The 22,511-nt window shown below is 38.1% G+C and carries 24 protein-coding genes and 1 tRNA gene; 11 read left to right on the top strand and 14 right to left on the bottom strand.

Translation table 11 applies throughout. The features are described from left to right. Positions 1 to 1,106 precede the first annotated feature (1,106 nt). Both FLJC2902T_RS08925 and FLJC2902T_RS08920 read left to right on the top strand, forming a co-directional pair. Positions 1,107 to 1,529 carry a DUF6943 family protein gene (locus FLJC2902T_RS08925; RefSeq protein ID WP_023571588.1) on the top strand — a complete coding sequence of 141 codons (423 nt, stop codon included), beginning with the start codon at positions 1,107 to 1,109 and terminating at the stop codon, positions 1,527 to 1,529. Between the two features lie 27 nt (positions 1,530 to 1,556). Next, entirely contained in the window at positions 1,557 to 1,736 is a 180-nt protein-coding gene (locus tag FLJC2902T_RS08920) for a hypothetical protein (protein ID WP_023579470.1), read from the top strand. 93 nt (positions 1,737 to 1,829) lie between these two features. Here FLJC2902T_RS08920 and FLJC2902T_RS16395 read toward each other — a convergent pair whose 3' ends face one another. From FLJC2902T_RS16395 to FLJC2902T_RS08875, 9 genes are all read right to left on the bottom strand, one after another. Next, positions 1,830 to 2,006: a hypothetical protein gene (locus tag FLJC2902T_RS16395; protein ID WP_165569388.1), complete on the bottom strand. Its 177-nt coding sequence runs from the start codon at positions 2,004 to 2,006 to the stop codon at positions 1,830 to 1,832. Beyond that, positions 1,993 to 2,271, bottom strand: a complete 279-nt coding sequence (locus FLJC2902T_RS08915; protein ID WP_023571586.1) for a hypothetical protein — start codon at positions 2,269 to 2,271, stop codon at positions 1,993 to 1,995. The genes FLJC2902T_RS16395 and FLJC2902T_RS08915 overlap by 14 nt, the downstream gene beginning before the upstream one ends. A 28-nt stretch (positions 2,272 to 2,299) precedes the next feature. Beyond that, complete coding sequence (locus FLJC2902T_RS08910) at positions 2,300 to 3,055, bottom strand: hypothetical protein (protein ID WP_023571585.1); 756 nt, start codon at positions 3,053 to 3,055, stop codon at positions 2,300 to 2,302. Positions 3,056 to 3,585: 530 nt separating this feature from the next. After that, on the bottom strand, positions 3,586 to 4,824 hold the full coding sequence (locus FLJC2902T_RS08900; RefSeq protein WP_023579469.1) for a site-specific integrase: 1,239 nt from the start codon (positions 4,822 to 4,824) through the stop codon (positions 3,586 to 3,588). 274 nt (positions 4,825 to 5,098) lie between these two features. Next, positions 5,099 to 5,180: transfer RNA gene (locus FLJC2902T_RS08895), tRNA-Tyr, on the bottom strand. 175 nt (positions 5,181 to 5,355) lie between these two features. Next, positions 5,356 to 6,483 (bottom strand): TlpA disulfide reductase family protein, encoded by a 1,128-nt coding sequence (locus tag FLJC2902T_RS08890; protein ID WP_023579468.1) that lies wholly within the window; start codon positions 6,481 to 6,483, stop codon positions 5,356 to 5,358. 191 nt (positions 6,484 to 6,674) lie between these two features. Continuing rightward, on the bottom strand, positions 6,675 to 8,090 hold the full coding sequence (locus tag FLJC2902T_RS08885; RefSeq protein WP_023579467.1) for an MBL fold metallo-hydrolase: 1,416 nt from the start codon (positions 8,088 to 8,090) through the stop codon (positions 6,675 to 6,677). 59 nt (positions 8,091 to 8,149) lie between these two features. Then, positions 8,150 to 8,941, bottom strand: a complete 792-nt coding sequence (locus FLJC2902T_RS08880; protein WP_035677961.1) for a sulfite exporter TauE/SafE family protein — start codon at positions 8,939 to 8,941, stop codon at positions 8,150 to 8,152. Beyond that, a complete protein-coding gene (locus FLJC2902T_RS08875) occupies positions 8,941 to 9,573 on the bottom strand; it encodes a Crp/Fnr family transcriptional regulator (RefSeq protein ID WP_023579465.1) in 633 nt (210 codons plus the stop codon). The genes FLJC2902T_RS08880 and FLJC2902T_RS08875 overlap by 1 nt, the downstream gene beginning before the upstream one ends. Before the next feature lie 233 nt (positions 9,574 to 9,806). Here FLJC2902T_RS08875 and FLJC2902T_RS08870 point away from each other — a divergent pair, with 233 nt between their 5' ends. Continuing rightward, entirely contained in the window at positions 9,807 to 11,081 is a 1,275-nt protein-coding gene (locus FLJC2902T_RS08870) for a Glu/Leu/Phe/Val family dehydrogenase (protein ID WP_035677958.1), read from the top strand. Between the two features lie 126 nt (positions 11,082 to 11,207). Here FLJC2902T_RS08870 and FLJC2902T_RS08865 read toward each other — a convergent pair whose 3' ends face one another. Continuing rightward, positions 11,208 to 11,582, bottom strand: a complete 375-nt coding sequence (locus FLJC2902T_RS08865; protein WP_023579462.1) for a DUF423 domain-containing protein — start codon at positions 11,580 to 11,582, stop codon at positions 11,208 to 11,210. Positions 11,583 to 11,672: 90 nt separating this feature from the next. On the opposite strand from FLJC2902T_RS08865, the gene FLJC2902T_RS08860 reads away from it, so the two are divergent. The 5 genes from FLJC2902T_RS08860 (at position 11,673) to FLJC2902T_RS08845 (ending at position 13,642) form a co-directional block, all read left to right on the top strand. Then, positions 11,673 to 12,236 (top strand): hypothetical protein, encoded by a 564-nt coding sequence (locus tag FLJC2902T_RS08860; protein ID WP_023579461.1) that lies wholly within the window; start codon positions 11,673 to 11,675, stop codon positions 12,234 to 12,236. Next, positions 12,220 to 12,360 (top strand): hypothetical protein, encoded by a 141-nt coding sequence (locus FLJC2902T_RS16390; RefSeq protein ID WP_169727953.1) that lies wholly within the window; start codon positions 12,220 to 12,222, stop codon positions 12,358 to 12,360. Before FLJC2902T_RS08860 ends, FLJC2902T_RS16390 begins: the two co-directional genes overlap by 17 nt. Positions 12,361 to 12,370: 10 nt before the next feature. Beyond that, positions 12,371 to 12,583, top strand: coding sequence for a hypothetical protein (locus FLJC2902T_RS08855; RefSeq protein ID WP_023579460.1), 213 nt, complete (start codon positions 12,371 to 12,373; stop codon positions 12,581 to 12,583). A 124-nt stretch (positions 12,584 to 12,707) separates the two neighbouring features. Then, entirely contained in the window at positions 12,708 to 13,094 is a 387-nt protein-coding gene (locus FLJC2902T_RS08850) for a YchJ family protein (RefSeq protein ID WP_023579459.1), read from the top strand. After that, positions 13,094 to 13,642 carry a hypothetical protein gene (locus FLJC2902T_RS08845; protein ID WP_035677956.1) on the top strand — a complete coding sequence of 183 codons (549 nt, stop codon included), beginning with the start codon at positions 13,094 to 13,096 and terminating at the stop codon, positions 13,640 to 13,642. The genes FLJC2902T_RS08850 and FLJC2902T_RS08845 overlap by 1 nt, the downstream gene beginning before the upstream one ends. A 12-nt stretch (positions 13,643 to 13,654) precedes the next feature. Here the strand turns inward: FLJC2902T_RS08845 and FLJC2902T_RS08840 are convergent, their stop codons facing one another. Further along, entirely contained in the window at positions 13,655 to 14,212 is a 558-nt protein-coding gene (locus tag FLJC2902T_RS08840; RefSeq protein ID WP_023579458.1) for a 2'-5' RNA ligase family protein, read from the bottom strand. Between the two features lie 314 nt (positions 14,213 to 14,526). On the opposite strand from FLJC2902T_RS08840, the gene FLJC2902T_RS08835 reads away from it, so the two are divergent. Beyond that, entirely contained in the window at positions 14,527 to 16,131 is a 1,605-nt protein-coding gene (locus FLJC2902T_RS08835) for a class I SAM-dependent methyltransferase (protein WP_023579457.1), read from the top strand. A 19-nt stretch (positions 16,132 to 16,150) separates the two neighbouring features. On the opposite strand, the gene FLJC2902T_RS08830 is transcribed toward FLJC2902T_RS08835, so the two are convergent. After that, positions 16,151 to 17,038 (bottom strand): YitT family protein, encoded by an 888-nt coding sequence (locus FLJC2902T_RS08830; RefSeq protein WP_023579456.1) that lies wholly within the window; start codon positions 17,036 to 17,038, stop codon positions 16,151 to 16,153. Positions 17,039 to 17,323: 285 nt separating this feature from the next. Between FLJC2902T_RS08830 and FLJC2902T_RS08825 the strand changes: the two genes are divergently transcribed. Continuing rightward, positions 17,324 to 17,776, top strand: coding sequence for a hypothetical protein (locus tag FLJC2902T_RS08825; protein ID WP_035677952.1), 453 nt, complete (start codon positions 17,324 to 17,326; stop codon positions 17,774 to 17,776). Beyond that, positions 17,776 to 19,596 carry an adenylate/guanylate cyclase domain-containing protein gene (locus FLJC2902T_RS08820; protein ID WP_023579455.1) on the top strand — a complete coding sequence of 607 codons (1,821 nt, stop codon included), beginning with the start codon at positions 17,776 to 17,778 and terminating at the stop codon, positions 19,594 to 19,596. Before FLJC2902T_RS08825 ends, FLJC2902T_RS08820 begins: the two co-directional genes overlap by 1 nt. 63 nt (positions 19,597 to 19,659) lie before the next feature. On the opposite strand, the gene FLJC2902T_RS08815 is transcribed toward FLJC2902T_RS08820, so the two are convergent. Then, positions 19,660 to 20,796, bottom strand: a complete 1,137-nt coding sequence (locus FLJC2902T_RS08815) for a saccharopine dehydrogenase family protein (protein ID WP_023579454.1) — start codon at positions 20,794 to 20,796, stop codon at positions 19,660 to 19,662. A gap of 171 nt (positions 20,797 to 20,967) precedes the next feature. Next, positions 20,968 to 22,449: a PAS domain-containing sensor histidine kinase gene (locus tag FLJC2902T_RS15820; protein WP_023579453.1), complete on the bottom strand. Its 1,482-nt coding sequence runs from the start codon at positions 22,447 to 22,449 to the stop codon at positions 20,968 to 20,970. Positions 22,450 to 22,511: the final 62 nt, after the last annotated feature.

Genomic DNA, 22,511 nt, shown 5'->3' with positions numbered 1-22,511 from the left:
CATAATGCAGTCTTATAGTTCATGCCAGACCTAGTTATTGTATTTTTGGAAAGCCAAGCACTATAAGATGTCATTATGTAAAACAGCCGCGCAGGGTAGTGGCTCCAGGGCAACATTTTTGGCAGCTTCCATCGCACCAACCAGCTACCAAAAACACCGCCCTTCGCCACTACCTTTAACAAGCGCAGTTTTTCAACAGAAATTTTTAGGCTAAATTCATTCCAGAAGAAGTTTCCGTTTCCTGTTTTTAGCTTCTTTGTGTTTAAAGCGGTAGTGTTTGCATTGCCTTTGTAAGCGCTGTAACAATTCCTAAGCAACTTTTCTCTTTAATTCAAGTTAATCCCACCGCAGAAACCAAACAGCACCCACAAAGCCAAATTTTGCCCGCATAAGTATTGTTTCTTTATTTGCCAGTAGCATTGCCATAATTGGTTTCACGCCAGCTCAATGCCTTACAATTCCATAATCACAATTTCTTGTAAACGAAGTTCGGAATATTGTACACCTATAAAGGCATCAAGCCGGCATAAAACCAATCAGAAGACCTTTAGTTGACAAATAAAGAAACAATACCCATGCTTCCGCTACTGCCACCGCACTAGGAGTGGTTTATAGTTATTTTTTGGAGATGCCTTCCATTTTCAGAACAAAAACCTCACTGCATACTGCTAACTGTTCACTGAACACTGCTTTTGGCATCCCCAAAAATCAAGTCCTAAGAAAGAGTTACAAATTTTTGGGCATTTTGAAACGCACTCTGGTTTTACTGACAAGTTTCTTTTATTCAAAATGCCCAAAAATTTCTAACCCTTTCAAGACGATTAGCTCTCAATTCATGAAGATCAGGATTTCAGAAGAAACAATTCGTAATCAAAACAAAAAAGAGAAAAAAAGAAGGCAAAGATTAGTTCCGGTCTTCAAAAAAGCAAGTTCAAACCCTACGGGTTTCTGTAAAAATCTCCACCCATCCGGGTAGTATTTTTCCAGAAAAACTTGCTTTTCTGAACCCCTCCACAGGGGTAGTAGGCTTTCTTTTTTACTCTTTTTTCTTTTGAAAAAAATGTTGTGTAAGGAAGGGACTGAGCATTAAACTAAAATCCGAAGCCATGATAAATTACATCGTTAAAACCCACAGAAAGGACACTATTTACAGCAAACCTCATTTATTTATCCTTAACAAAGGACTTAACAGCGGTAAACCGCAGAAGGAACCATTTACAAATAGCTTTGTACTCATTTTCCAAAACGAAGAAGATTGCGAAAATATCTACTGGGTAACTTTCAGTTTATGGAAATCAAAATTTTGGCATCAATTTTTAATAGGTTCTGTTATTCCTTTTATTCGATTGCAGGAATTTAAAAAAGAGTTATTTCCAAGAGTAACAGAAATTTATGAAGATTACGAACAGCACAAAAAAAACATTCAGGCATTACGCCTTTTGGAATTAAAGGAAAAGCAATTTCACGAAAATATCAATCTTATTAATGATTTGCGTAGAACTATCCTGTACAGGTACTGTAAGCGATAAAGTAAAAGCCAATAACATAACCAGCCTATGACACTATTTATTTTGTACCAAACAGATGTTTGGAAAACCAAATCATCGAGAATTTATTTTGGAATATTCGACAGCAGAATTAAAGCCGTCGATATTGCAAAGTATAACGGATTGTATACTTCAGATGCTGAGGTAGTAATTGAAGAAGTAACGTTAAATCAATTTCAGGAAGGATAGCATACAAAAAAGCCTGATCACGTGACCAGGCTTTCTAATTATCCGGAAAAGGTTACCAATCAAAACCGGATGGTTGCTGAGTACATCGAAGCACTATTTATTTTTGAATTTTGTCAGCCTCTTTAATAGTAACGAGACTGTAAAACTTACAATTGCTCCGACAATTGCCAAAACAATCGTTTTTAAAATATCTTCGGAACTGATATTAGGCACTATACTTAAAACGGTTCCGGCTGCAGTTCCCGCATGGATTGAATTATTTGATTCCATCACGAGGTAAATATTTGTTTTCTTCCTGCAGTCGTTTTACAATTTCCTGCTCACGCTTTGCATCATCATCAACCGTAACCTGACTTACAGCAGATAATACAGTACCAGCAACTGCAGCATAACCAGCTACTGTAACTACAATCGCAGGCAAAGCTACTGGAGCAGCAACAATGCTACCACTTACCGCCAATAATGCTAAACCTACGGTTCTCAAAACTCTGAAAAACTTTGGTGTTGGAGCCTTAGCTCTCTCTACAATGTTCATAAATTCTCTATTTTAAGATTAGACACTATTACAATCCACTTACAGAAACCAAAGCCAATGGGTTAAAAGCCCCATTTTTCAAAGGATACATTTGACCATTTACCTGTTGATAGAACTCAATCCCTAATGCTAAAAATAAAGGATGTGTACTATTCGCAGTTACCAAATTCGTTTGACTGATAGCGGCAGTTGCTGTAGTATCCCAAGGCAAAATAGCCGTTTCGGAATGAGCTTCAACAAAAGTTTCTGCTTCAAAATCGATTTCAGTACCCGCAGAAATAATTTTAAAGTGCGTTGTTCCAGTTGGTGCAGCAATCATATTCGATGGTATAAATGAAGCCAAATCAACTTTGATTTCCCCAGTTACTCTATCAATGGTTGCTACAAAAGGAGCAAATAAACTGGTTCCCAACTTTCCTCTAATGTTGAATTCAAAACCTGCCAGCAATTCAGCCTCACCATCGATAACATTTCTTAAACCACGCTCGCTGGTTGTGTCAGCCTGAATAACTTTTACCATTCGCTGCGTCAATCGGCTTACCATTCTACCATCGGCAGAATTTAAAAGCAAACCTCTTAATGATGTTCTCAAAACCTTACCGGCTTTTCCGGCTCTTCCAAACTCAGAACCGTTTTCTCTTGTTCTCTGAAAAGCTGGATCACTCGCAATTCTGCTCGCATCAATTCCGCCTTTTTCTCGAGCCAAATGCCCGTCTTGTGTTTTATAAAAAGTAATATCCCCGATAGTACCTTTTAGTTTAATTATGCCTTTCTGTCTAGCCATAATATTTTAAATAGATTAGATTAATAATTCGTGTTCAAATTCATAAATCTTCATCTTGTTGCAACAATTCCTGAAGGATTTGAGAACAAATATTATAATTAATAAAACACTTTAATTAATCATATTAAACCAAATGACATCAAATGATATAAATGTCCAAACAAAACATAAATGACCATCGAAAACGATTCTAATAATTATCTATTTTAGCTCTTCAAGACAACAAATAGAGTATAGCAAAGCCATATCAAAAGCATAGATAAAGTATGAAATCAGAGCCTAAAAGAGTATGTATTTACCCAAAGGACATACAACGTATTACAGGGAAAAGTTACCGTCAAAGTACAAGACTTCTCCAGAAGATAAAGGAGGGTTTAAATAAGTCCAAAGACAACTTTGTAAGTATTGAAGAGTTCTGTCAATATGCAGGCTTAAAGTATGAAGATATTGAACAGCATATTATTGGCTAAAAGGTATATTAAAGAAATATTCTAGGCGATAAATTTTTAGTAAATCGCCTAGAATATTAATTATGCTTGTTTGGTTTGAAGATTTTGTATTGATAATTTTTGCTTTAGTATAGCCATATCATCGCTCACTCTCTTGTCTACAATCTTAGCATAGTGCTGAGTAGTTCTAAGACTTTTATGACCAAGCATTTTACTTACACTTTCAATTGGCACGCCATTAGTAAGTGTTACAGAGGTTGCAAAAGAGTGTCTAGCCATATGGAAGGTTATTTCTTTTGGAATGCCGCAGACGTCTCCAATTTCTTTTAGATAGCTATTCATTTTCTGATTGCTCAATACTGGCAGAATTCTGTCCTCATTTATGCATTTCGGGTGGTCGGAATACTTCTCTATCAATTCTTCCGCAATAGGGAGTAAGGGTATTTTAGAGCGAGTATCTGTTTTTTGTCTGTTTTTGAATATCCATTTATTTCCATCGATGCCAATTCCCAAATGGTCTTTTCGTAATTGTTGCACATCGATATATGCCAAGCCGGTAAAACAACAGAAAATAAATATATCCTTTACTAATTCCAGACGAGTATTAGGGAACTTTTTAGTGTAGATTTTTTGTATCTCTTCTTCGGTCAGAAACTCTTTATCAACTTCAATAACTTTTCCTTCATATCTGCTAAAAGGATTCTTTTCTAACCAATCATTATTTAAACAGATTTTTATAATTTTTCTGAAATTACGAACATACTTCACGGATGTATTATTACTGCAGTTTTTTACGCTTCTTAAATAGAATTCAAGTTCAGTAATGAAGCAATGGTCTATTTTATCAATTCTAATATCCGTGGCATTGAATTTCCATTGAAGAAAGTTCTGAATATGATTTAAAGTAACCTCAAAGCGCTGTAATGTTCCTGGAGCATATTTCTTACCTAAAAGCTCTTTCATTTTATTATTATGATCTTGAAAGACCGGTATCAACATTCTATGATTCTTATTTTTCTCAAGTAGTATCGATTGAAAATTTTCGATGGATAATTCCTCTTCTTTATGTAGTAATTCCATTTCTGCACTCAAAACCTTAGATCTCATCATATCAAGGTAACTATTGATTGAACGAGCTTCTTCTGTATTACCTTTCATTTTAGCTAGTTCAGATGACCATTTCGTTTTTTCTATGAATTTTTTAGAACTAAATTCCAGTCGTTGGCCATTTACAGTTAGTCGAACATAAATTGGTAATTTGCCGTTAGCATTCACTTTTGTGCTTTTAGCATAAAAATGAAGAGTGATTTTTGTTTTCATAATGGTAACCTTTTAATTATTATTCAATTTAAATTTCTGAGTAATAACAAACAAGATGTACATCATTTGAACCGAATAGTGAACAGGCTGATAGTACAGTGTTTGTAAGGCTTAAGTGAATTTAGCGAGACCCTAAATCTGAGAATTTTTAAGGGTCTCGATTTTTCCCCTTAAGATTTAAGATTGAATGAATATTTTGAAAGTACCTAAAAAGCAAAAACCCAGTAAAATCATAAGATTTACTGGGTTTTGATACCGTTTGTTTTTTTATTTGTGGGGAGAGCAGGATTCGAACCTGCGAAGATGTAATCAGCGGATTTACAGTCCGCCCTCGTTGGCCGCTTGAGTATCTCCCCATGGCCTTAACAAGTGTTTGTGCTTGTTTGTTTCGGTTGCAAATATAGAACTGTTTTCTCAGTATCCAAACATATTTCAAAGATAATTTATAACTTTTTTTTAATGTATTGGGAGTGAATAAAATAAAAAAATCTCCCTGAGGAGATTTTTTAAATATTTTGGTTGAAGAGCGGTTTATTTAGCTAATAACTCTGCGATTTTTGCTTTTAATTCAGCACCTTTTAAGTCTTTTCCAACGATTTTACCCGAAGCATCAAGAATAAAAGTTGCCGGAATTGATTTTACGTTGTACTGCTTCGCGATCGGATCTTCCCAAAATTTCAAATTGGAAACCTGTGTCCAGGCTAATTTGTCTTTTGCGATAGCATCTTTCCATTTATCGGCATCTTTATCTAATGAAACGCCAATGATGTTTAATCCTTTTGCATGAAACTCATTGTATAATGCAACTACATTCGGGTTTTCAGCACGACAAGGTCCGCACCATGAAGCCCAAAAATCAATAATGGTTACTTTTCCTAATGATTCTTTTAACGAAACCATTTTTCCTTCCGGATTCGGCGCTGAAAAGTTTGGAGCAGTATTACCTGTATTCACTGCTTTCTGGCTGTTTACAAACTCACTTACGCGAATACCGCTTTTTGTTTTTTTGATATCTGATGATAAAGCATTGTATAATTTTACAATTTTATCAGCCTCTAAAGTTTGTCTTCCGATAAAGTTTTCCAATAAAAGTGAAGAAAGGAATATTGTTGGGTTTTTTTCAGCAAAAGTTTCGGAAAACTTATCCATGTCTTTCTGAAAAACCATGTTTTGTTTGGTAAGTGAATTCATTACCGCAGTGTCATTTGCTTTTCTTGCGTCAATAAATTTTTGTTGGTTACTTTTTTGGAAAGCAATCATTTTTTTGTAGATAACGCTTGAACCGTCGTTGTATTCCTGGAATTTATCGTTGTTGTTGGTGCCGCTGATTTTGGATTTCTGGATAGTATCTTTATCTACAGTGATGTTTATTTCCCCGTTTTCAAGGATGAAAGGTACCATGCCGTTGTTTATGCTTTCAACCATGATGAAGCCGATTTCAGGTCCTTCGGTAAATTCACCTTTGAATTCGAATTTTCCGTTTTCAATTTTTACAGTGTCTTTTGAAACAGGACCCATTTCATTCTGAACCTGTAATATTGCCATTTTTCCGTTTTCGATACCTTCAGCTTTACCGGTAATCAGGTATTCGTTGTCTCCAATTTTATTGCATGAGGCTAAGATGGATAATCCGGCTAATAAAAGAAGTTTTTTGGTCATAATCAGTTGTTTTTTATTTAGGAATCCGCAGATTCATTTTGCATTTATTTGTTAGCGGTGCAAAAGTATTTATTTTTTTCACCTGTTAATAATCTGCACTGCTAATTTTTTGTTAGTATTTAAATAATAAAAATCAGACAAGTGTCTGATTTTTACTTTGTGATAATTTATATTTCAAACCCGATGATCTTTTATTTCAGGGTGGAAGGACATACAAATTGCGTTAACGGTACTCCGGCATTACGAATTCCGCTGATTCCTTTTTCCACATTAATCATATTGTGAAAACCACGTGATTTCAGGATGGAAGCCATAATTACAGAACGGTATCCACCGGCACAGTGCAGATAGAATTCTTCTGTTTTAGGTACTTCGGAAAGATGACTGTTTACAAAATCCAATGGAATATTTACTGCATTCTCAACGTGTTCAGCCATGTATTCTCCCGGTTTTCTTGAATCGATAATCGGATGTTTTGTTTGATCTTTTTCCGTAGCGAATTGTTCGGGAGAAATCGAAGCAATGCTATCAGTTTCAAAACCTGCTGCTTTCCATGATTCCAGTCCACCTTTCAGGTATCCAAGACAATTATCGAAGCCTACACGTGCTAAACGGGTAATAGCTTCTTCTTCTTTCCCTTCCGGTGCAATTAATAAAATAGGTTGTTTAACGTCCATAATCAAAGCGCCAACCCATGGGGCAAAGTTTCCGTGTAACCCAATAAATATGGAATTAGGAACGTGTTCTTTAACGAAATCATTTTCGTGGCGCACATCCAGAATTAAAGCCTCCGATTGATTTGCTACTGTTTCAAATGCAGCGGGCTCTAAAGCGGTATTGGCTTTGGTCATGATGGTTTCTAAGCTGTCATATCCCTGAATATTCATTAAAACGTTTTGAGGGAAATAGGCTGGAGGTGCACTAAGGCCTTCCAGTAATTCCTTGGTAAACTCTTCTTTGGTCATGTCGGCACGCAAAGCATAGTTTACTTTTTTCTGGTTTCCTAAAGTATCTGTGGTTTCTTTACTCATGTTTTTTCCGCAGGCACTACCGGCACCGTGATTTGGATACACGATAAGATCGTCCGACAACGGCATGATTTTGTTGCGAAGCGAATCGAATAACATTCCGGCCAGTTTTTCCTGAGTTAAATCGGTTACGAGTTTCTGAGCCAAATCAGGTCTTCCCACATCACCTATAAATAAAGTGTCTCCGGTGATGATTCCGCGTTGGATATCGTTTTCGTCAATTAAAAGGTATGTGGTGCTTTCCAGTGTATGACCCGGTGTATGAAGGGCTTTGATCGTGTAATTTCCGATTTTAAATTCCTGGTTGTCTTCGGCTATGATGGCTTCGAAACTTGGTTTTGCGGTCGGACCGTATACAATCTGAGCACCTGTTTTATTTGCTAAATCTAAATGACCAGAGACGAAATCGGCGTGGAAATGCGTTTCAAAAATGTATTTGATTTTTGCATTGTCTTTTGCCGCTTTATCGATATATGATTGTACTTCACGAAGCGGATCAAAAATAGCGGCTTCACCATTATTTTCAATATAATACGCTGCATGAGCAATACATCCGGTATAAATTTGTTCTATTTTCATATCAGTATTCTAATTTTGTGTAAAGGTAATTCAATATTTAAAAATAAGAGTAACATTGGTTACAGTTTGAGAAATTCTTTAGATAAGATAAAGAGTGCCATCAGTAATACAAAGTAACCAAACCCTTTTTTAAGTTGCGCTTCATTTAAGAACTTATTAAGATATATTCCGATAAAAATACCGATAACGGATAATGAAGTGAAACTGATCAGAAAGCGCCAGTCAATTTCCAGTGTCTGTATGTCTCCGATAAATCCGATCAGGGAATTCAGGGCAATAATGAACAGGGAAGTGGCAACCGCATTTCGCATGGGTAGTTTTCCGAAAAACACCAATGAAGGAATGATTAGGAAGCCACCACCAGCCCCTACCAGTCCGATTAAAATTCCAACGCTGAACGTTTGTGCGATAAAAAGCAATTTTGATTCTTCTTTAGTGTTTTCAAAGTCATTTAATTTCTTTTTTCTCAGCATGGATAAGGATGCAAAAAACATGATGACGGCAAAAAACAGCATTAAAAAGGCTTCTTTGCTTAAGCTGAAATCTGAAAAAGAGAAAATGGTATCGGGCAGTTGCGGAACCAGAAAGCGTCGGGTTAAGTAAACTGCTGTAAAGGATGGGATGGCAAAAAGGAATCCTTTTTTGATATCCACAAAACCCTTAAAAAAATTTTGTGTGGCACCAAACGCCGAGGTTGTTCCTACGATAAACAATGAATAAGCTGTTGCTGTAATCGGGCTGTAGCTTAAAATGTAAACCAAAATCGGAACCGTGAGTATGGAGCCGCCTCCACCGGTGAGTCCGAGTATTAGTCCTATCAGTAAAGCACCGATGTAACCTATTATTTCCATTAAAATTGCAGTATTTCTATTTTATTGCGGTTCAGTTTTATTTTTCCTTCCAGTTCCAGGCTTTTTAACAAACGGGAAATTACTACGCGGGAAGTGTGCATGTCTGTTGCAATTTCCTGATGCGTGTTGGCAATTTCCGAAGTGCCTAAAACCTTTGCCTTGTCGGTAAGGTATTTGTACAGGCGCTCATCCATCTTCATGAAAGCCAAAGTATCAATAGCCTCCAGCATTTCAAGCAGGCGTACATTGTAACTTTCGAAGACAAAATTACGCCACGATTTGTATTTTACCAGCCATTCTTCCATTTTTTCAATTGGAATCATGATTAAATCGCCGTCGGTTTCGGAAATTGCCATTATTTTGCTCTTGTTTTTTCCGAGGCAACAGGTTAAAGTCATGGCACAAGTATCCCCGCGTTCCAAAAAGTACAGGAGCAATTCATCGCCGTTTTCATCTTCGCGCAGAATTTTTATGGCTCCGTTTAAGAGTATCGGCATAAATTTTATCTGTTCGCCAATCTCAATCAGAATTTCATCCTGACGAAATTTACGGTGAATACCCACAGAAGCGATTTCCTTTAGCAATTCATCTTCGAATAAATAGGAGTACGATTCTTTTAATAACTGATACATATCATGTTTTTTTACAAATATAAGATTTTGAAAAGCCTTGTTAAGTAACTTTTGTTACTAATGTTGCGATTACTTTATGAATTGCTTATCAGGTATTACCAATTTGTTAATTTGTATTGCATTTTATTGCCAAAAATGATTTTAGGTTTATTTAAAAACCATATATTTGCTTGCTTTTTTCAGAGCAAGAAATAAAACAAATAAAAAAGAATAAGTTGTAAATCATTAAAATTATGGCAACAACAGCTAAGCCCCAGCCGAGCATGTATGAAAACGTTAAGATTCAGTTTGACAAAGCTGCTAACGTTATGGGATTGGATGAAACGGTAAAAAAAATCCTTTCGTCTACAAATAATGAAATTATAGTTAACTTTCCTGTGAAAATGGATAACGGAACTGTAGAAGTGTTTACAGGATACCGTGTTCAACATAACAATGTATTAGGTCCTTACAAAGGAGGATTGCGTTACCACCCGACTGTTGATATTGATGCAGCAAGAGCATTGGCAACCTGGATGACATGGAAAACATCTTTAGCCGGACTTCCTTACGGAGGTGGAAAAGGAGGGATTCAATTAGATCCTAAAAAATATTCTCAGGGAGAATTAGAGCGTATTACGCGTCGTTTTACTTATGCATTAGGTGATAACATCGGTCCTGAGCACGATATTCCTGCGCCGGACGTGAATACAAACGCACAAATGATGGCTTGGATTGCAGATACTTACATGTCTACAAAATCTCCGGCTGAGCGTTCTAAAAACCAACACGTAGTTACAGGAAAACCTGTAGGTTCAGGAGGTTTGGAAGGTCGTGACCGTGCAACAGGATTCGGAGTAGTGGTTACTTTGGAATCATGGGCAAAATTAAGAAACACTTCTTTGGAAGGAAAAAGATATATCGTTCAGGGATTTGGTAACGTAGGATACTGGGCAGCACACTTTATGAACAAAAACGGAGCAATCCTAGTTGGTGTTCAGGATGCTACAGGAACTATCTACAATCCGGAAGGAATTGATCCTGAGGCGTTATTACGTTTCCAGGCGGATAACGGAACTATTTCAGGTTTCAAAAACACTCAGGATTATACATCATCTGAATTCTTCGGAATTGACTGTGACGTAATCATTCCTGCTGCTTTGGGTAATCAGATTACAGAAGCAAATGCCGATTCGGTAAAAGCTAAAGTAATCGCTGAAGGTGCAAACGGACCTACAGATACAGAAGGAGAAGCTATTTTATTAGCAAAAGGAGTTGAAATTATTCCGGACATCCTATGTAACTCAGGAGGTGTAATCGGTTCTTACTTTGAGTGGTTGCAAAACCGTAACGGAGAAATCTGGACTATGGATGATGTGATCATCAAATTAAGAAAGAAAATGGAAGACGCTTTCAACCGAGTTGTTATTACTGCAGGACAATACAAAACTGACTGGAGAACAGCGGCTTACATTCAGGCGTTAGTGCGTATTGAAATGGCATACAAACAAAGAGGTATCTTCCCATAATTGATACTCTTATCTGATAAAAAAAACCATCTTGTTACCCGTAACGAGATGGTTTTTTTATTTCCGATAAGTTGAATTTTTCTTTGCGTTCCTTGCGAAAAACCTAGCGCTCTTTGCGGTTAGATTTTAAATAACACTAAACAACAAAGTCATCCATCCGATAACAAGCAATAATCCGCCAAGCGGAGTAACCGGACCAAGGAAACGCCATTTGTTACCATTCATAGCAGTAAGGCATAATCCGTAGATGCTGAAAGAGAACAATAGTATTCCTATGATAAAACACCAGCCGATACTTTGCTCCAAAGCCGTTTCAAAAGTCAGCAATTGAGGAAGAATCAGTAATACTATTGCGTGATACATTTGGTATTTCACTCCGGTTTCAAAGCTTTTGAGTAAATCATCACTCATTCGTTTCTTTAGGGCATGTGCGCCAAAAGCACCGAAAATAACAGCTAATCCTGCATATAAAGCGCCAAAAGCCAAAACGGTTTCTTTCATAAGTATAGTTTTTTCAAAGATAAATAAATCTGGCATTTTTACTGTATAGAAGCATTTATAGTTAAATTCTAAAACTTTATCTTTGTCGCCATGCAAAAAACCTACAACAAAACCAATTTCCACAAACACACCTTCTGCATTTACAGGGAAGTTCCTCTAGCAGAAATCGATGGTTTAAAACTCGGTTACACCAGCAAATCGGGGAGCAGTTATTATTTCACGGAAAAAGGGCTGTTCAGAGTTTCCAACCATTGGGGTCGTGCAGCTAATTGTCGTTGGCGATTATTGCCTTTAGCCGAGGGAACTTCATCGAGAACGAAAGTCGGTTATGCTGATTGGACGGACTTTTATCCCAACAACGATCATGAAAAACTGTTTTATATCGAAGTAAATTGGGAGAAAACTGAAGTTAGTTTTCAGCATCAGGCAAATCCGGATTACAAAGGGAATGCCCAACTTCGAAATGCTGCTGAAACCGCTAAGGTAATCCGGCAAATTAACGAGGTAATTACCACCGAAAATTGGGCAAAATATCTTAAATTTGATAGTATAATTACGTTGCGAAAAGAAGTGATACAACAGTTGATAACCTCCAATGAGTCATTTCTTGATATAAAGCGAAAAATAGGAGAGCGGTATGGGACGACGCAATGAAACCAATCGTTTGGCACACAAAAAGAAAGTGGACCAAAAGAAAACCAGAGAACAAGAAGCGGCGCAGCTTCGAAAAGAAAAACTCAAAGCCATAGCGCAGCAGTTTAAAGAAAAAAACAGTTAATGCCAATACAATGCAAATCAATTACACCCCAATAAGAAGCACCATTCAACAAGCAATAGATTTAATTGTAGCCAAGAAAAACAAGAAAGCACAGGTTAAATTAACTGCTGCAGACGAAATTATTACCGAGTTGATAGATCATGCCAAATCGGATGAAGACATTATCGAAATCAGTCGTTATCAGGTATTGCTTAATCAATTGCATCAGAAGATTAATGAGTAGTTAAGTTATGAGTTATAATTGTTAACCATCAGTGTTAACCATCAGCGTTTTCTTGACTCTTGACTCTAGACTCTTGGCTCTTGACTCTATTATCTATTTTCTCCCATCTATTATCCCTTTATCCATGCAAAACTGTTACTGTGGTTCCGGAAAACCATTCGCCAATTGTTGTGAACTATATATCTCAGGTAAAGAAAAAGCACCTACTGCCGAAGCACTGATGCGTTCGCGTTATTCGGCGTATTGTACGCAACAGGCAGATTATCTTGTGGCTACCACGCACCAATCCACACGTCGCTATCACAATAAGAAAGACATTTTGGCTTGGTCTAAGGAAAACAGTTGGATTAAGCTGGAAATCATTGCAGCAACTGAAAATACGGTTGAGTTTAAGGCTTATTTTATGGATAACCGTTTGAAAAACCATATCCATCACGAGAAATCCACTTTCAGGAAAGAAGGTGACAGTTGGTTTTATGTGGATGGTGTTTTCAATGAGGCAATCCGATAATGGCATCAGCTGTTTCTTTTCGGCCTAAGATAAATTCTTTTAAGAATACGTTTTGTATTTTTAAGGAAGTGCCGCTGTCGGAAACAGAAAACCTTGAACAACAGTTTAAAAGCGAATCGGGGAGTGCTTATTTTTATACAGAAGAGGGGATGTATCGTCTTTCCAATCATTGGGGACGTCTTGCAAACAGTAAGTGGCGGTTATTACTCATGAATCCCGCTACAGAATCTAAAATCAAATTGGGCTTTGCAAAATGGGAGGATTTCTATCCCGATAATGCTTCGGAAAAACTATATTATATCGAAGCCGATTTTGAAAATCATACCGCGAACTATTATCACAAAAACGGTCCGGATTATAACGGAACGACACTTTTGCGTACTACCGCCGAAACCCGGAAACGCTTAAAAAACATCCGCAACATTCTGACTCTGACCCAATGGGCAAAGCATTACAATCAGGATATTGAAGTGCTTCGAAAAAGGATTGTGACCGAACTAATCAATACCGATAAACCTCTCGAAACGATAAAAAGGGAGATGCTATAATTGTTCTCGAAGTTAAAAAAGTGATCCCTGAATTCCTTCCTGCGGATTACCGTGAAACGGAAAAATATCGGTGACTCTATACTGTTTTATGCTTTCGTCGAACGTTCTGATTACCACACTGTCACACAAGAAATTTACATTTATGGATGTGAAAACGCTTTTGGCTATGCCAAGTTTTTCGGGAGATAATTGTCGGGCTATGGACAAGTGTGGATCGTCGCTTTTATGCAGATTTTTGATGATAAGCGAATCGTTAATCCTTTTCATAATCGGTTTCATCCGGTTTTTGGAAACTTCATCCGGAGCTATGAAAAAGGCACCGTTTGGGTAGGATCCAAAACCCGTCAGGTGTACTTCAACCGGATCAAAACCATCACACAGTCTGATTAATTGTTGTTTGACTTTGGCAATCCCCGCCTCCGAAGCTTTGAACTCGCAAACGGTAATGTGTCCCTCCGAATTCTTACTGTGAAACCACCCCACTTTAGCAGCAAGGTCTTCCTTCATCGTCTTAACCAAAGCGTTTATTTCTTCCGACGGATATATGGCAACCGAATAATGTCCTTCCATAGTTGTTTGTATCTGTATCAAAAGTAGTAATTAGTTGGTAATGTAGTGGTATCAAAACCTTTGTTACATGGTATTGAAACGCAGATTTTGCATATGGTCGCAGATTATTAATATTACTATGAGTTGATTTTTTTGGAAGTGGAACGCAAATGACAAGGATGCCAGCAACGCAGATTTAAACGGATTTAGAAATCTGTGGCTATCCGTAAAATCCGCGTCATCTGCGTTGCAAATTCATATCGTATAAATTCCAAAAAATTAAAAAACACCACATTAACTAATTTTTCTTAAATTTGAGAAAAGCACTACGCACTATGACCGTAAAACCAGAACAACGCAGTACCATATTCAGCCATTTAGACGGTCTTGTAACCGTACCGGTTGCCTACTCATTATACCAAAATAACGTGCTCGATACTTTGCTGACAACCAAAACCATCAGTTTAAAAGATCTGACGGAACAGTTCAAAGCAAACGAAGGCTATCTTAATGTTGCGCTGCGAACACTTGCTTCTCAAGGGTTTCTGGATTATTCGGTTAACAATGCTACTGGTGAAATAACTGTTAGTATCAATGACAGAAGCGAATATGCTTTTTCACTTTTTCCTTTGTACAAAGACGTTGTTGCGTTACTTCAAAACTCCAATTTGTTTACGAGTGTTCATATTGCTACGGCCTCGATTCCGCAATTGCAGACTGTTTTTTCGAAATACGAGCAACGCTTCGGAATTACTTTTTCAGATAATCCGAAAGAAAAAGCATTACAGGAACAGGTACTGAATCATATTGAAGGTTATTTGGTCGGACCGATTATCGTCAGTTTGGGGATGACCGGAATGTTTCATAAATACTTCATGGAAACGTCTTTCCGTCCTGAAGAATTCCACAAAGAACCCGAAGTTTTTAAAATCATCCTCGATTTCTTTACTCACTTAAATTGGTTTACCCTTAAGAACGGCAACTATCAGTTTACTGAAACCGGACTTTTTTTCGCCAAACGGGCTACTGCCTACGGGGTAACTGTTTCCTATTTGCCGATGTTTAAAGTGATGGACGAATTGCTGTTTGGTAACCCGTCTGTGTTGCGAAATATAGCCGTAAACGAAGACGAACTTCATGTGAACCGGGAAATGAACGTTTGGGGCAGTGGGGGAGCGCATACGACTTACTTTAAAATAGTTGATGAAATTATCATCGAAATCTTCAATAAACCCATACAGGAACAACCTAAAGGTATCTTAGACATGGGATGTGGCAACGGCGCTTTTCTGGAGCATATATTTGATGTGATTGAACGCCAGACACTGCGCGGTAAAATGCTCGATGAACATCCCTTATTTTTGGTAGGAGCCGATTATAACCAAGCCGCTTTAAAAGTTACGAGAGCGAATTTAATTAAAGCCGATATCTGGGCAAAAGTCATTTGGGGCGATATCGGAAGACCCGATTTACTGGCGCAGGATTTACAGGAAAACTATAACATCGATTTGAAAGACTTGCTGAATGTCAGAACATTTTTAGATCATAACCGCATTTGGGAAGAACCAACAACCAAGACTGAAAACAGAGTCAGCACTTCTACTGGAGCCTTTGCACATCGGGGTAAACGTATCAGTAATAATGATGTGGAAGATAATCTACTGGATCATTTTAACAAATGGGCTCCTTATGTGCACAAGTTTGGCTTGCTCATTATCGAATTGCATACCATTGCGCCAGAGCTTACGGCTGCCAATCTCGGTAAAACTGCTGCTACTGCCTATGATGCTACTCATGGTTTCTCAGATCAGTATATTGTTGAAATAGATGTTCTTCATAAAATAGCTGGTGAATCCGGCTTAAAACCCGATCCTCAATACTTCAGGAAATTCCCGAATACGGAGTACGCAACGGTTAGTATTAATTTGTTGAAGGGATGATTTTCTTATTTTCCCTTGGTTAATGTTTTGTCTTGTTCCGTAAGATGCCTCCGCTGGCTTCTTTAATGTATTGAATGTACATAAAGGCATTGGGATCAACTTCGCCGATTTCGTTTTTAATTCGAAGGAGTTCGAGTCGTGTGACTACCGTTACGACGATATCACAATTATGCCTTACTTCGAAAGTATCCGGCAAATAACCACGCTCGCCTTTGATGATGGTAATTCCTTTTCCAAACTTTTTTACAATCAATGATTTTATTTTATCGCTTTCAGAAGAAATGATGTGCAGGGAAGTATATTGTTCCAAGCCATGTACAATGTAATCCAGCGATTTAATTGCCGCGAAATAAGTTACAATCGAATACAAAGCCGTGGAAATGCCAAAGGCTATGGCGGCCGCCAGAAATATAAGGGTGTTCAGGCCAAAAATGACTTCCGAAACGTTAAGTCCGATTTTACGGGTGGTGAGCAAGGCAAGAATTTCGATGCCATCAGCTGTGGAACCACTTCGTATGCAAAGCCCCATCCCGATGCCAATCAAACAGCCACCAAATAAGGCAATCAATAATTTATCGGAAGTAACGGCTTCAATATGAACAAAATTAATACTGATGGCTATTAATAGTACGGTTAAAAAACTTTGTACAGCAAAGGTTTTACCTAGCATTCGACGACCTAAAAATATAAAAGGGATGTTTAAAAGCACCACCAATACACCAAAAGGGAAATACGTAATTTTATGGATTAGGATGGAAACACCGATGATACCGCCATCCAAAAACTTGTTGGGTATCATGAACCCTTTTAACGCCAAGGTTATAAAAGCCACCCCCATAAGGTTTAAAAAAATGTTTTTAAAATGCAGTATTTCTTTCCAGTTAATGGTATTGTGATAAGCATTCATAAACAGTATTTTTGGTTTGCTGATTTTAAATTTACTGATTATTAAGTTGTAAGAATTAATTATCTGTTAAATAACGATATAAGTGCTTTATTTGTCTGTTAATTGCATTGTTTTACACGCCTGTCCTTAGAATTCTTACTTTAAACGAGATTCTATTTAATACGTTTAGTAGTATTAAAAAAAGGCTTATATTTGATATTCTTTTGATTTAAGTCCCTTAATTACAACCTATTGTGCTTTTTGGTGAATTTCATACAACTTTTAGTAATTTAAAATCACAAAGCAATGGGCAAAAAAGTAGAAATTACGTTAACAGTAGATGCTGCAACGTTATTTGGATTGAGTAATCCAAGTCAGGATCAGGTAGATGCAGAATGTTCAATTTCCGACGACAACAGCGGAAATTCTCCTACCGGAAAAATTGAAGATTTTACCTCACAGGTTTACCTCGACAACGATGTGAAATGGAAAGGTTATACAAGTGACAACGGTTATTCGGTTGCCATAGACAGTATTGTTTACGAACCGGAGTCTTCAGATCCTAACGATGTTGATTTTTTTACCGTTACAACCATAAATGGTTCGGGGGGAAGATCGGGAAACGCAACAGCTAAGGTTAAAAACGACAGCCTACTGAACGGAAAAATAGACGAGTACACCATCAACTTCAGTGTATACAATCAGCAAGGGGATTCAAAACCGTTCCATATCGATCCTAAATTAGCCGCCAATCCGTAATGAATGCAAACGCCTTGAAATATTGCAGTAGAGGCTTTTTATTCTTCTTTTTTTTGGTGTGCCCGATTTTCAGTTTGTTCTCTCAAAATCAAAAAGTAGCCGATAGTCTTTTACTAATTTACAAGAGGAACAACCTGTCCACTCCCGAAAAATTAGAACTGCTCCGGAACCTGTCTTTCAACGAAGTGACTAATCTGGAGCAGTCTCTGAAATATGCGGATGAGCTTATCGCACTGGCTAAATCTGAAAAGAATTACCTGTATCTGAGCAGGGGTTATTATCAAAAAGGGAATAAAAACAGGGTAGCCGGAAATCTGAAACAGGCACTTGCCGCTTTTTTCAAAAGTAGGGAAGCCGCACAAAAAGCCCAACATCCCATTCTCGAAGGACTTTCGATTTCGGCCATTGCCGATGTCTACTCGGTTATGGGAAACTCCGCTAATGCGGAATCCTACTATAATCAAGCGGCCCAAATTTTACGTAAAACCGACGATACCATCTCATTAGCAACTACCTTGTTGAATGCCGGTGAGGAGTACACCAAAAACAACAAATTTAAAGCGGCTTTAGAGCGATTCAAAGAAGCCGGTATCCTCTTTAAAAAAGCAAAATACGCTTCCGGAGAAGCCTATACCTTAGGGAATATGGGAATGATTTTTGCCAAACAAGGAAAAGATAATCTGGCGCTGGAGTATATTAAGCAATCCATTGCAATGCTGGAGGAACAGGAAGATTATTATGCTATTTCGGACTATCTGACCTATATGTCGGATATTTATCTGAAAAAAAATGAAATACCCAAAGCACTGGAATTTGCAAAAAGAAGTCTGGAGTTGGCTCAAAAACATCAACTTAAAGATCAAATCAGTAATTCCAATTTAAAACTTTCGGAACTCTTTGAGAAATCAGGGAAGTTGTCGGCATCCTATCATCACTACAAAAACTACATTCTCTATAGGGACAGTGTAACCAACCTTAAAACGGTACAGCAAATGGCCGATTTGAGAACCAATTATGAAATCTCCCAAAAACAAACCGAAGTAGATTTGCTTCACGAGCAAAAAAGGAATCAGCAGCTAATTGCCGGTTCAACAACCCTGGCCACCTTTTTAATTGTATTATTGGCTATCGGTTTGTACAGACGCTACCGGTTTATTAAAAAAACCAATTTGATTATTGAAGCCGAGAAGCAACGTTCGGATACTTTATTGCTCAACATTCTTCCGGAAGAAACGGCTCATGAATTAAAACAAAACGGTAAAGTACAGGCTAAGAAATTCGATTCGGTTTCGGTATTGTTTACCGATTTTAAAGACTTTACGCAATATGCCGAGAATTTAACCCCCGAAAAACTCGTGGAAAGTGTCGATTACTATTTCTCCAAGTTTGATGAAATCATTGAAAAATACAACCTGGAAAAAATCAAAACGGTTGGTGACAGCTACATGTGTGCTGCAGGGCTTCCGTTTCCCACGTCAGATCATGCCAATAAGATGCTTTTAGCCGCTCAGGAAATAGCCGCTTTTGTAAAAAAAGCCCAGACTACCGAACTGTTTTTGCATACACCTTATCAAATACGAATAGGTATCCACTCGGGACCAGTCGTGGCTGGGGTAGTGGGTACCAAAAAATTTGCCTACGACATTTGGGGGGACACCGTAAACATTGCCTCTCGTATGGAATCGAATTCCGAGCCGGGCCGCATCAACATTTCGGAAAACACCTATCAGCTCATTAAAGAGCATTTTCACTGCACTTTTCGAGGCGAAATCGAGGTGAAAAATAAAGGCATGATGAAAATGTATTTCGTGGATGCCTGATCTGATTTTGATTGCTGCAAATTATACAGACGGGTTTGCTACAGACGGGTTTCAAACCCGTCTCTACGCGTAAACGCGAACAATATAATTTCCATTCAGAAATGCTGCAGGATCAATCTGGCTTTGCAGGATTGCTCCACTGAGGGAATTCTCCAACAAAAGTTGAGCGGCCTGTGCTAAAGGTGCTGCTGTGGTAGTTTGAATGGCTCTTAGCTGATGATTTCCGACTTTTTGGGGAAAGATTCGCTTCGAAATTTCCCTTCGGCGTAAGATTCCTGAGGCATCTTTGCCTTCTACTGCAGCATACAAAACAATCTGATCGTCTTCGATGTGCGGAATTATGGTTTCCATTTTTTCCTGTAAACCTTTAATGGCATCCTCTGAATTGTTTAAAGATTTCAATTGTTCTTCTACCCAAGCATAATGTCCCGGATGACGCAGGGTTTTGTAGTCAAGCGAACGCACTTTTCCGGATAAGGCATCGGGTAAATCGGCAGCACCTCCTGAAGTCAGGTCTTCTTCATAAGTGATTCCGTCAATGATAATGGTGGCTCTTTCCGATAAGGAAGGAAGAGTCGCTTTTTTGTAATCCCGAAGCGCAATGGCATCTTTCAGGTACTCGGTAGCCACACCCACGGGACTCCACGTAAAGCCGTAAAAATGAGGAGCGACAGCATGATTGGTAAGGGCCCCGACTTTAAATTCAAGTTTGTCGGCTTTTTCTACACGGAAGTCATTGCAAAATTGTTGGAACATCCCATGTGCAAGTAAATCAATGTAGCCGGGAGCCAGACCGGTTTGAAGTACAAAACCTGTTTTGGCATCTTTTGCCAGTTCCATAATCGCTTCGGTTTCTGCCACATATTCTGTTAAATTGGCATAATGCATATGGAAATCTTTGGCAAACTGTGCTATTCTGAGGCTCTGACTACCGGGTAGGCAGTCCAGGATAATATCACCTTCATCAAACAGGGCTTTCATTTCATCGGTAATGCCATTTTCAGGTAGGTAAAAACCCTGCACAGAACATGGTTTTGTGGCACCTTCGGTAATCCATTGGGCTACTTTTTCGGCTTTGCCCTGTATGCGGTCTCCGATGAAAATGGTGGGATGAACCTCACTCCATTCCATCAATAATAAACCTACCGCTTCGGCAATGCCACCGGCTCCTGCAATGATAATCGTGTGGTGTTTTTTCATGTGTTACTGTTTCTGGTATGATTAGCCGAACTAAAGATAACAATTTTTCCTTCAAAACGATTATGTAAGTATTGTTGTTTGCCAATGTTTACAGTTTCGATAATATTGGTATCACTTTCTTTGTAAAATGAAATGAGGATAATCAGTTTATCCTATTTTTTACATGAAGTTCTAATGTAAGGGAAGAGAAATCGTAAATGTGCTTCCTTGCCCTTCCTGACTCGATACACTTATCTTTCCGTTGTGTTTGTCAACGTATTCGTTTACCAGTAACAATCCGAGACCGGAACTGTATTCCGATTCCGTTCCCTTTCTGTTTGTTTTCTCAGACAGCGAGAACAGGTTTTGCAACATTTTTTCATTCATACCGATCCCACTGTCCTTTACGGTTATTTGAATGGTTTTTTCCGGACCAATCTCTGATGTAATTTCAATGCTTCCGCCACGGGGAGTGAATTTATATGCATTTGAAATCAGATTTCTGAAAATAGCATTCAGCATGTGTTTGTCGGCCATAATCTCCTTTATATCAGAAAGATTTGTACTTACATTGAGGTTTTTTGCCTTAAATGATTCTTCCATAGTATCGAGGATGAATGAAATTTGCTCATTGAGATTGATCTTTGCAGGATGGAATTTTACCGCGCCATTTTGCATTTGGGCCCATTCTAAAAGGTTTTCAAGCAATGAGAAGAGATTTCGTGCTGATGTATTCATCAGGGAGATAAAATGTTTAATTTCCTCAATACTCATTGACTGCATGTCGGTCAGAAGCAAGTCGGTTAATCCAAGAAAACCATTAAACGGACTGCGTAAATCGTGGGCAATGATGGAAAAGAACTTATCTTTTTCGGCATTGATCAGTTTCAGATTATTTTCATTTTCCTTCAATGCCTGTTGAACCCTGATAATTTCAGTGATGTCGCGGGAGTAACTTAAAACGGAGATTACCTTTCCTTCGTTGTCAAATTCGGGAATCAGACTCCAGTCAACATGGGTTTCACCTCCTTTAATTGCCACAACTTCTTTAAGTTCTTTACCGCTAGCGAAGACCTCTTCTATCTTTGCGTCCCAATAGGCGTATTCGGCTTCAGGAAATCCGAGATCCTCATGTGTTTTTCCAATGAAGGTTTCCGGCGGCATTCCAAAATATGGAATAGTTGCATGATTTGCGTATAAGTGCCTGTATTTCCTGTCAAAACGCATGATTAAATCATTAGAACTTTCTGTCAGCGTTCTATAGTTTTCTTCGCTTTGGTATAATTCTGATTCCAGTTGTTTTTCAATGGTAATGTCTCTCGCTATGGCGTAAATTCGGTTATCTGTCGGATTGATTTTTCCTTTCCATTCCAGCCATTTATAATCACCGTCAATTGTTTTATAGCGATAAACGAAATTAATTATTTCTTTACTTTTTAATTGTTTTTTAAATTGAATGAGTGTGGTTTCAATATCGTCAGGATGAACAAAATCGATGAATTTTTTTCCAATTAAATCCTTTTGTGGATATCCTAATGTGGTTTCCCAGGCCGGGTTTAGTTCTTCAATGATACCGTCGACGGATGCCACACAGAAAAGATCCGGACTGGTGTTGAAGAATATTTCCAGAGTGTCACGTGTTGGACGATTATGATTGCGGGATTCGTCAGACATTAGTGTTTGTGGTTTGGGTTAGGTCCTTACAAAAATAAATGTTTTTTTCAGAGCACAATGGT

It is taken from the genome of Flavobacterium limnosediminis JC2902 (genome assembly GCF_000498535.1).
In the GTDB taxonomy this organism is placed as follows: domain Bacteria; phylum Bacteroidota; class Bacteroidia; order Flavobacteriales; family Flavobacteriaceae; genus Flavobacterium; species Flavobacterium limnosediminis.
This window is presented reverse-complemented; position numbering and strand designations above follow the sequence as displayed.

What these genes read in the sequence shown, in the direction of transcription:
- FLJC2902T_RS16395 (WP_165569388.1), bottom strand. Translation starts at nt 2,006, where the DNA reads ATGGAATCAAATAATTCAATCCATGCGGGAACTGCAGCCGGAACCGTT.
- FLJC2902T_RS08860 (WP_023579461.1), top strand. Translation starts at nt 11,673, where the DNA reads ATGCAAAAAACCTACAACAAAACCAATTTCCACAAACACACCTTCTGC.
- FLJC2902T_RS08925 (WP_023571588.1), top strand. Translation starts at nt 1,107, where the DNA reads ATGATAAATTACATCGTTAAAACCCACAGAAAGGACACTATTTACAGC.
- FLJC2902T_RS08885 (WP_023579467.1), bottom strand. Translation starts at nt 8,090, where the DNA reads ATGAAAATAGAACAAATTTATACCGGATGTATTGCTCATGCAGCGTAT.
- FLJC2902T_RS15820 (WP_023579453.1), bottom strand. Translation starts at nt 22,449, where the DNA reads ATGTCTGACGAATCCCGCAATCATAATCGTCCAACACGTGACACTCTG.
- FLJC2902T_RS08830 (WP_023579456.1), bottom strand. Translation starts at nt 17,038, where the DNA reads ATGAATGCTTATCACAATACCATTAACTGGAAAGAAATACTGCATTTT.
- FLJC2902T_RS08820 (WP_023579455.1), top strand. Translation starts at nt 17,776, where the DNA reads ATGAATGCAAACGCCTTGAAATATTGCAGTAGAGGCTTTTTATTCTTC.
- FLJC2902T_RS08835 (WP_023579457.1), top strand. Translation starts at nt 14,527, where the DNA reads ATGACCGTAAAACCAGAACAACGCAGTACCATATTCAGCCATTTAGAC.
- FLJC2902T_RS08845 (WP_035677956.1), top strand. Translation starts at nt 13,094, where the DNA reads ATGGCATCAGCTGTTTCTTTTCGGCCTAAGATAAATTCTTTTAAGAAT.
- FLJC2902T_RS08815 (WP_023579454.1), bottom strand. Translation starts at nt 20,796, where the DNA reads ATGAAAAAACACCACACGATTATCATTGCAGGAGCCGGTGGCATTGCC.
- FLJC2902T_RS08870 (WP_035677958.1), top strand. Translation starts at nt 9,807, where the DNA reads ATGGCAACAACAGCTAAGCCCCAGCCGAGCATGTATGAAAACGTTAAG.
- FLJC2902T_RS08825 (WP_035677952.1), top strand. Translation starts at nt 17,324, where the DNA reads ATGGGCAAAAAAGTAGAAATTACGTTAACAGTAGATGCTGCAACGTTA.
- FLJC2902T_RS08915 (WP_023571586.1), bottom strand. Translation starts at nt 2,271, where the DNA reads ATGAACATTGTAGAGAGAGCTAAGGCTCCAACACCAAAGTTTTTCAGA.
- FLJC2902T_RS08855 (WP_023579460.1), top strand. Translation starts at nt 12,371, where the DNA reads ATGCAAATCAATTACACCCCAATAAGAAGCACCATTCAACAAGCAATA.
- FLJC2902T_RS08900 (WP_023579469.1), bottom strand. Translation starts at nt 4,824, where the DNA reads ATGAAAACAAAAATCACTCTTCATTTTTATGCTAAAAGCACAAAAGTG.
- FLJC2902T_RS08865 (WP_023579462.1), bottom strand. Translation starts at nt 11,582, where the DNA reads ATGAAAGAAACCGTTTTGGCTTTTGGCGCTTTATATGCAGGATTAGCT.
- FLJC2902T_RS08890 (WP_023579468.1), bottom strand. Translation starts at nt 6,483, where the DNA reads ATGACCAAAAAACTTCTTTTATTAGCCGGATTATCCATCTTAGCCTCA.
- FLJC2902T_RS08850 (WP_023579459.1), top strand. Translation starts at nt 12,708, where the DNA reads ATGCAAAACTGTTACTGTGGTTCCGGAAAACCATTCGCCAATTGTTGT.
- FLJC2902T_RS08880 (WP_035677961.1), bottom strand. Translation starts at nt 8,941, where the DNA reads ATGGAAATAATAGGTTACATCGGTGCTTTACTGATAGGACTAATACTC.
- FLJC2902T_RS08920 (WP_023579470.1), top strand. Translation starts at nt 1,557, where the DNA reads ATGACACTATTTATTTTGTACCAAACAGATGTTTGGAAAACCAAATCA.
- FLJC2902T_RS08840 (WP_023579458.1), bottom strand. Translation starts at nt 14,212, where the DNA reads ATGGAAGGACATTATTCGGTTGCCATATATCCGTCGGAAGAAATAAAC.
- FLJC2902T_RS16390 (WP_169727953.1), top strand. Translation starts at nt 12,220, where the DNA reads ATGGGACGACGCAATGAAACCAATCGTTTGGCACACAAAAAGAAAGTG.
- FLJC2902T_RS08910 (WP_023571585.1), bottom strand. Translation starts at nt 3,055, where the DNA reads ATGGCTAGACAGAAAGGCATAATTAAACTAAAAGGTACTATCGGGGAT.
- FLJC2902T_RS08875 (WP_023579465.1), bottom strand. Translation starts at nt 9,573, where the DNA reads ATGTATCAGTTATTAAAAGAATCGTACTCCTATTTATTCGAAGATGAA.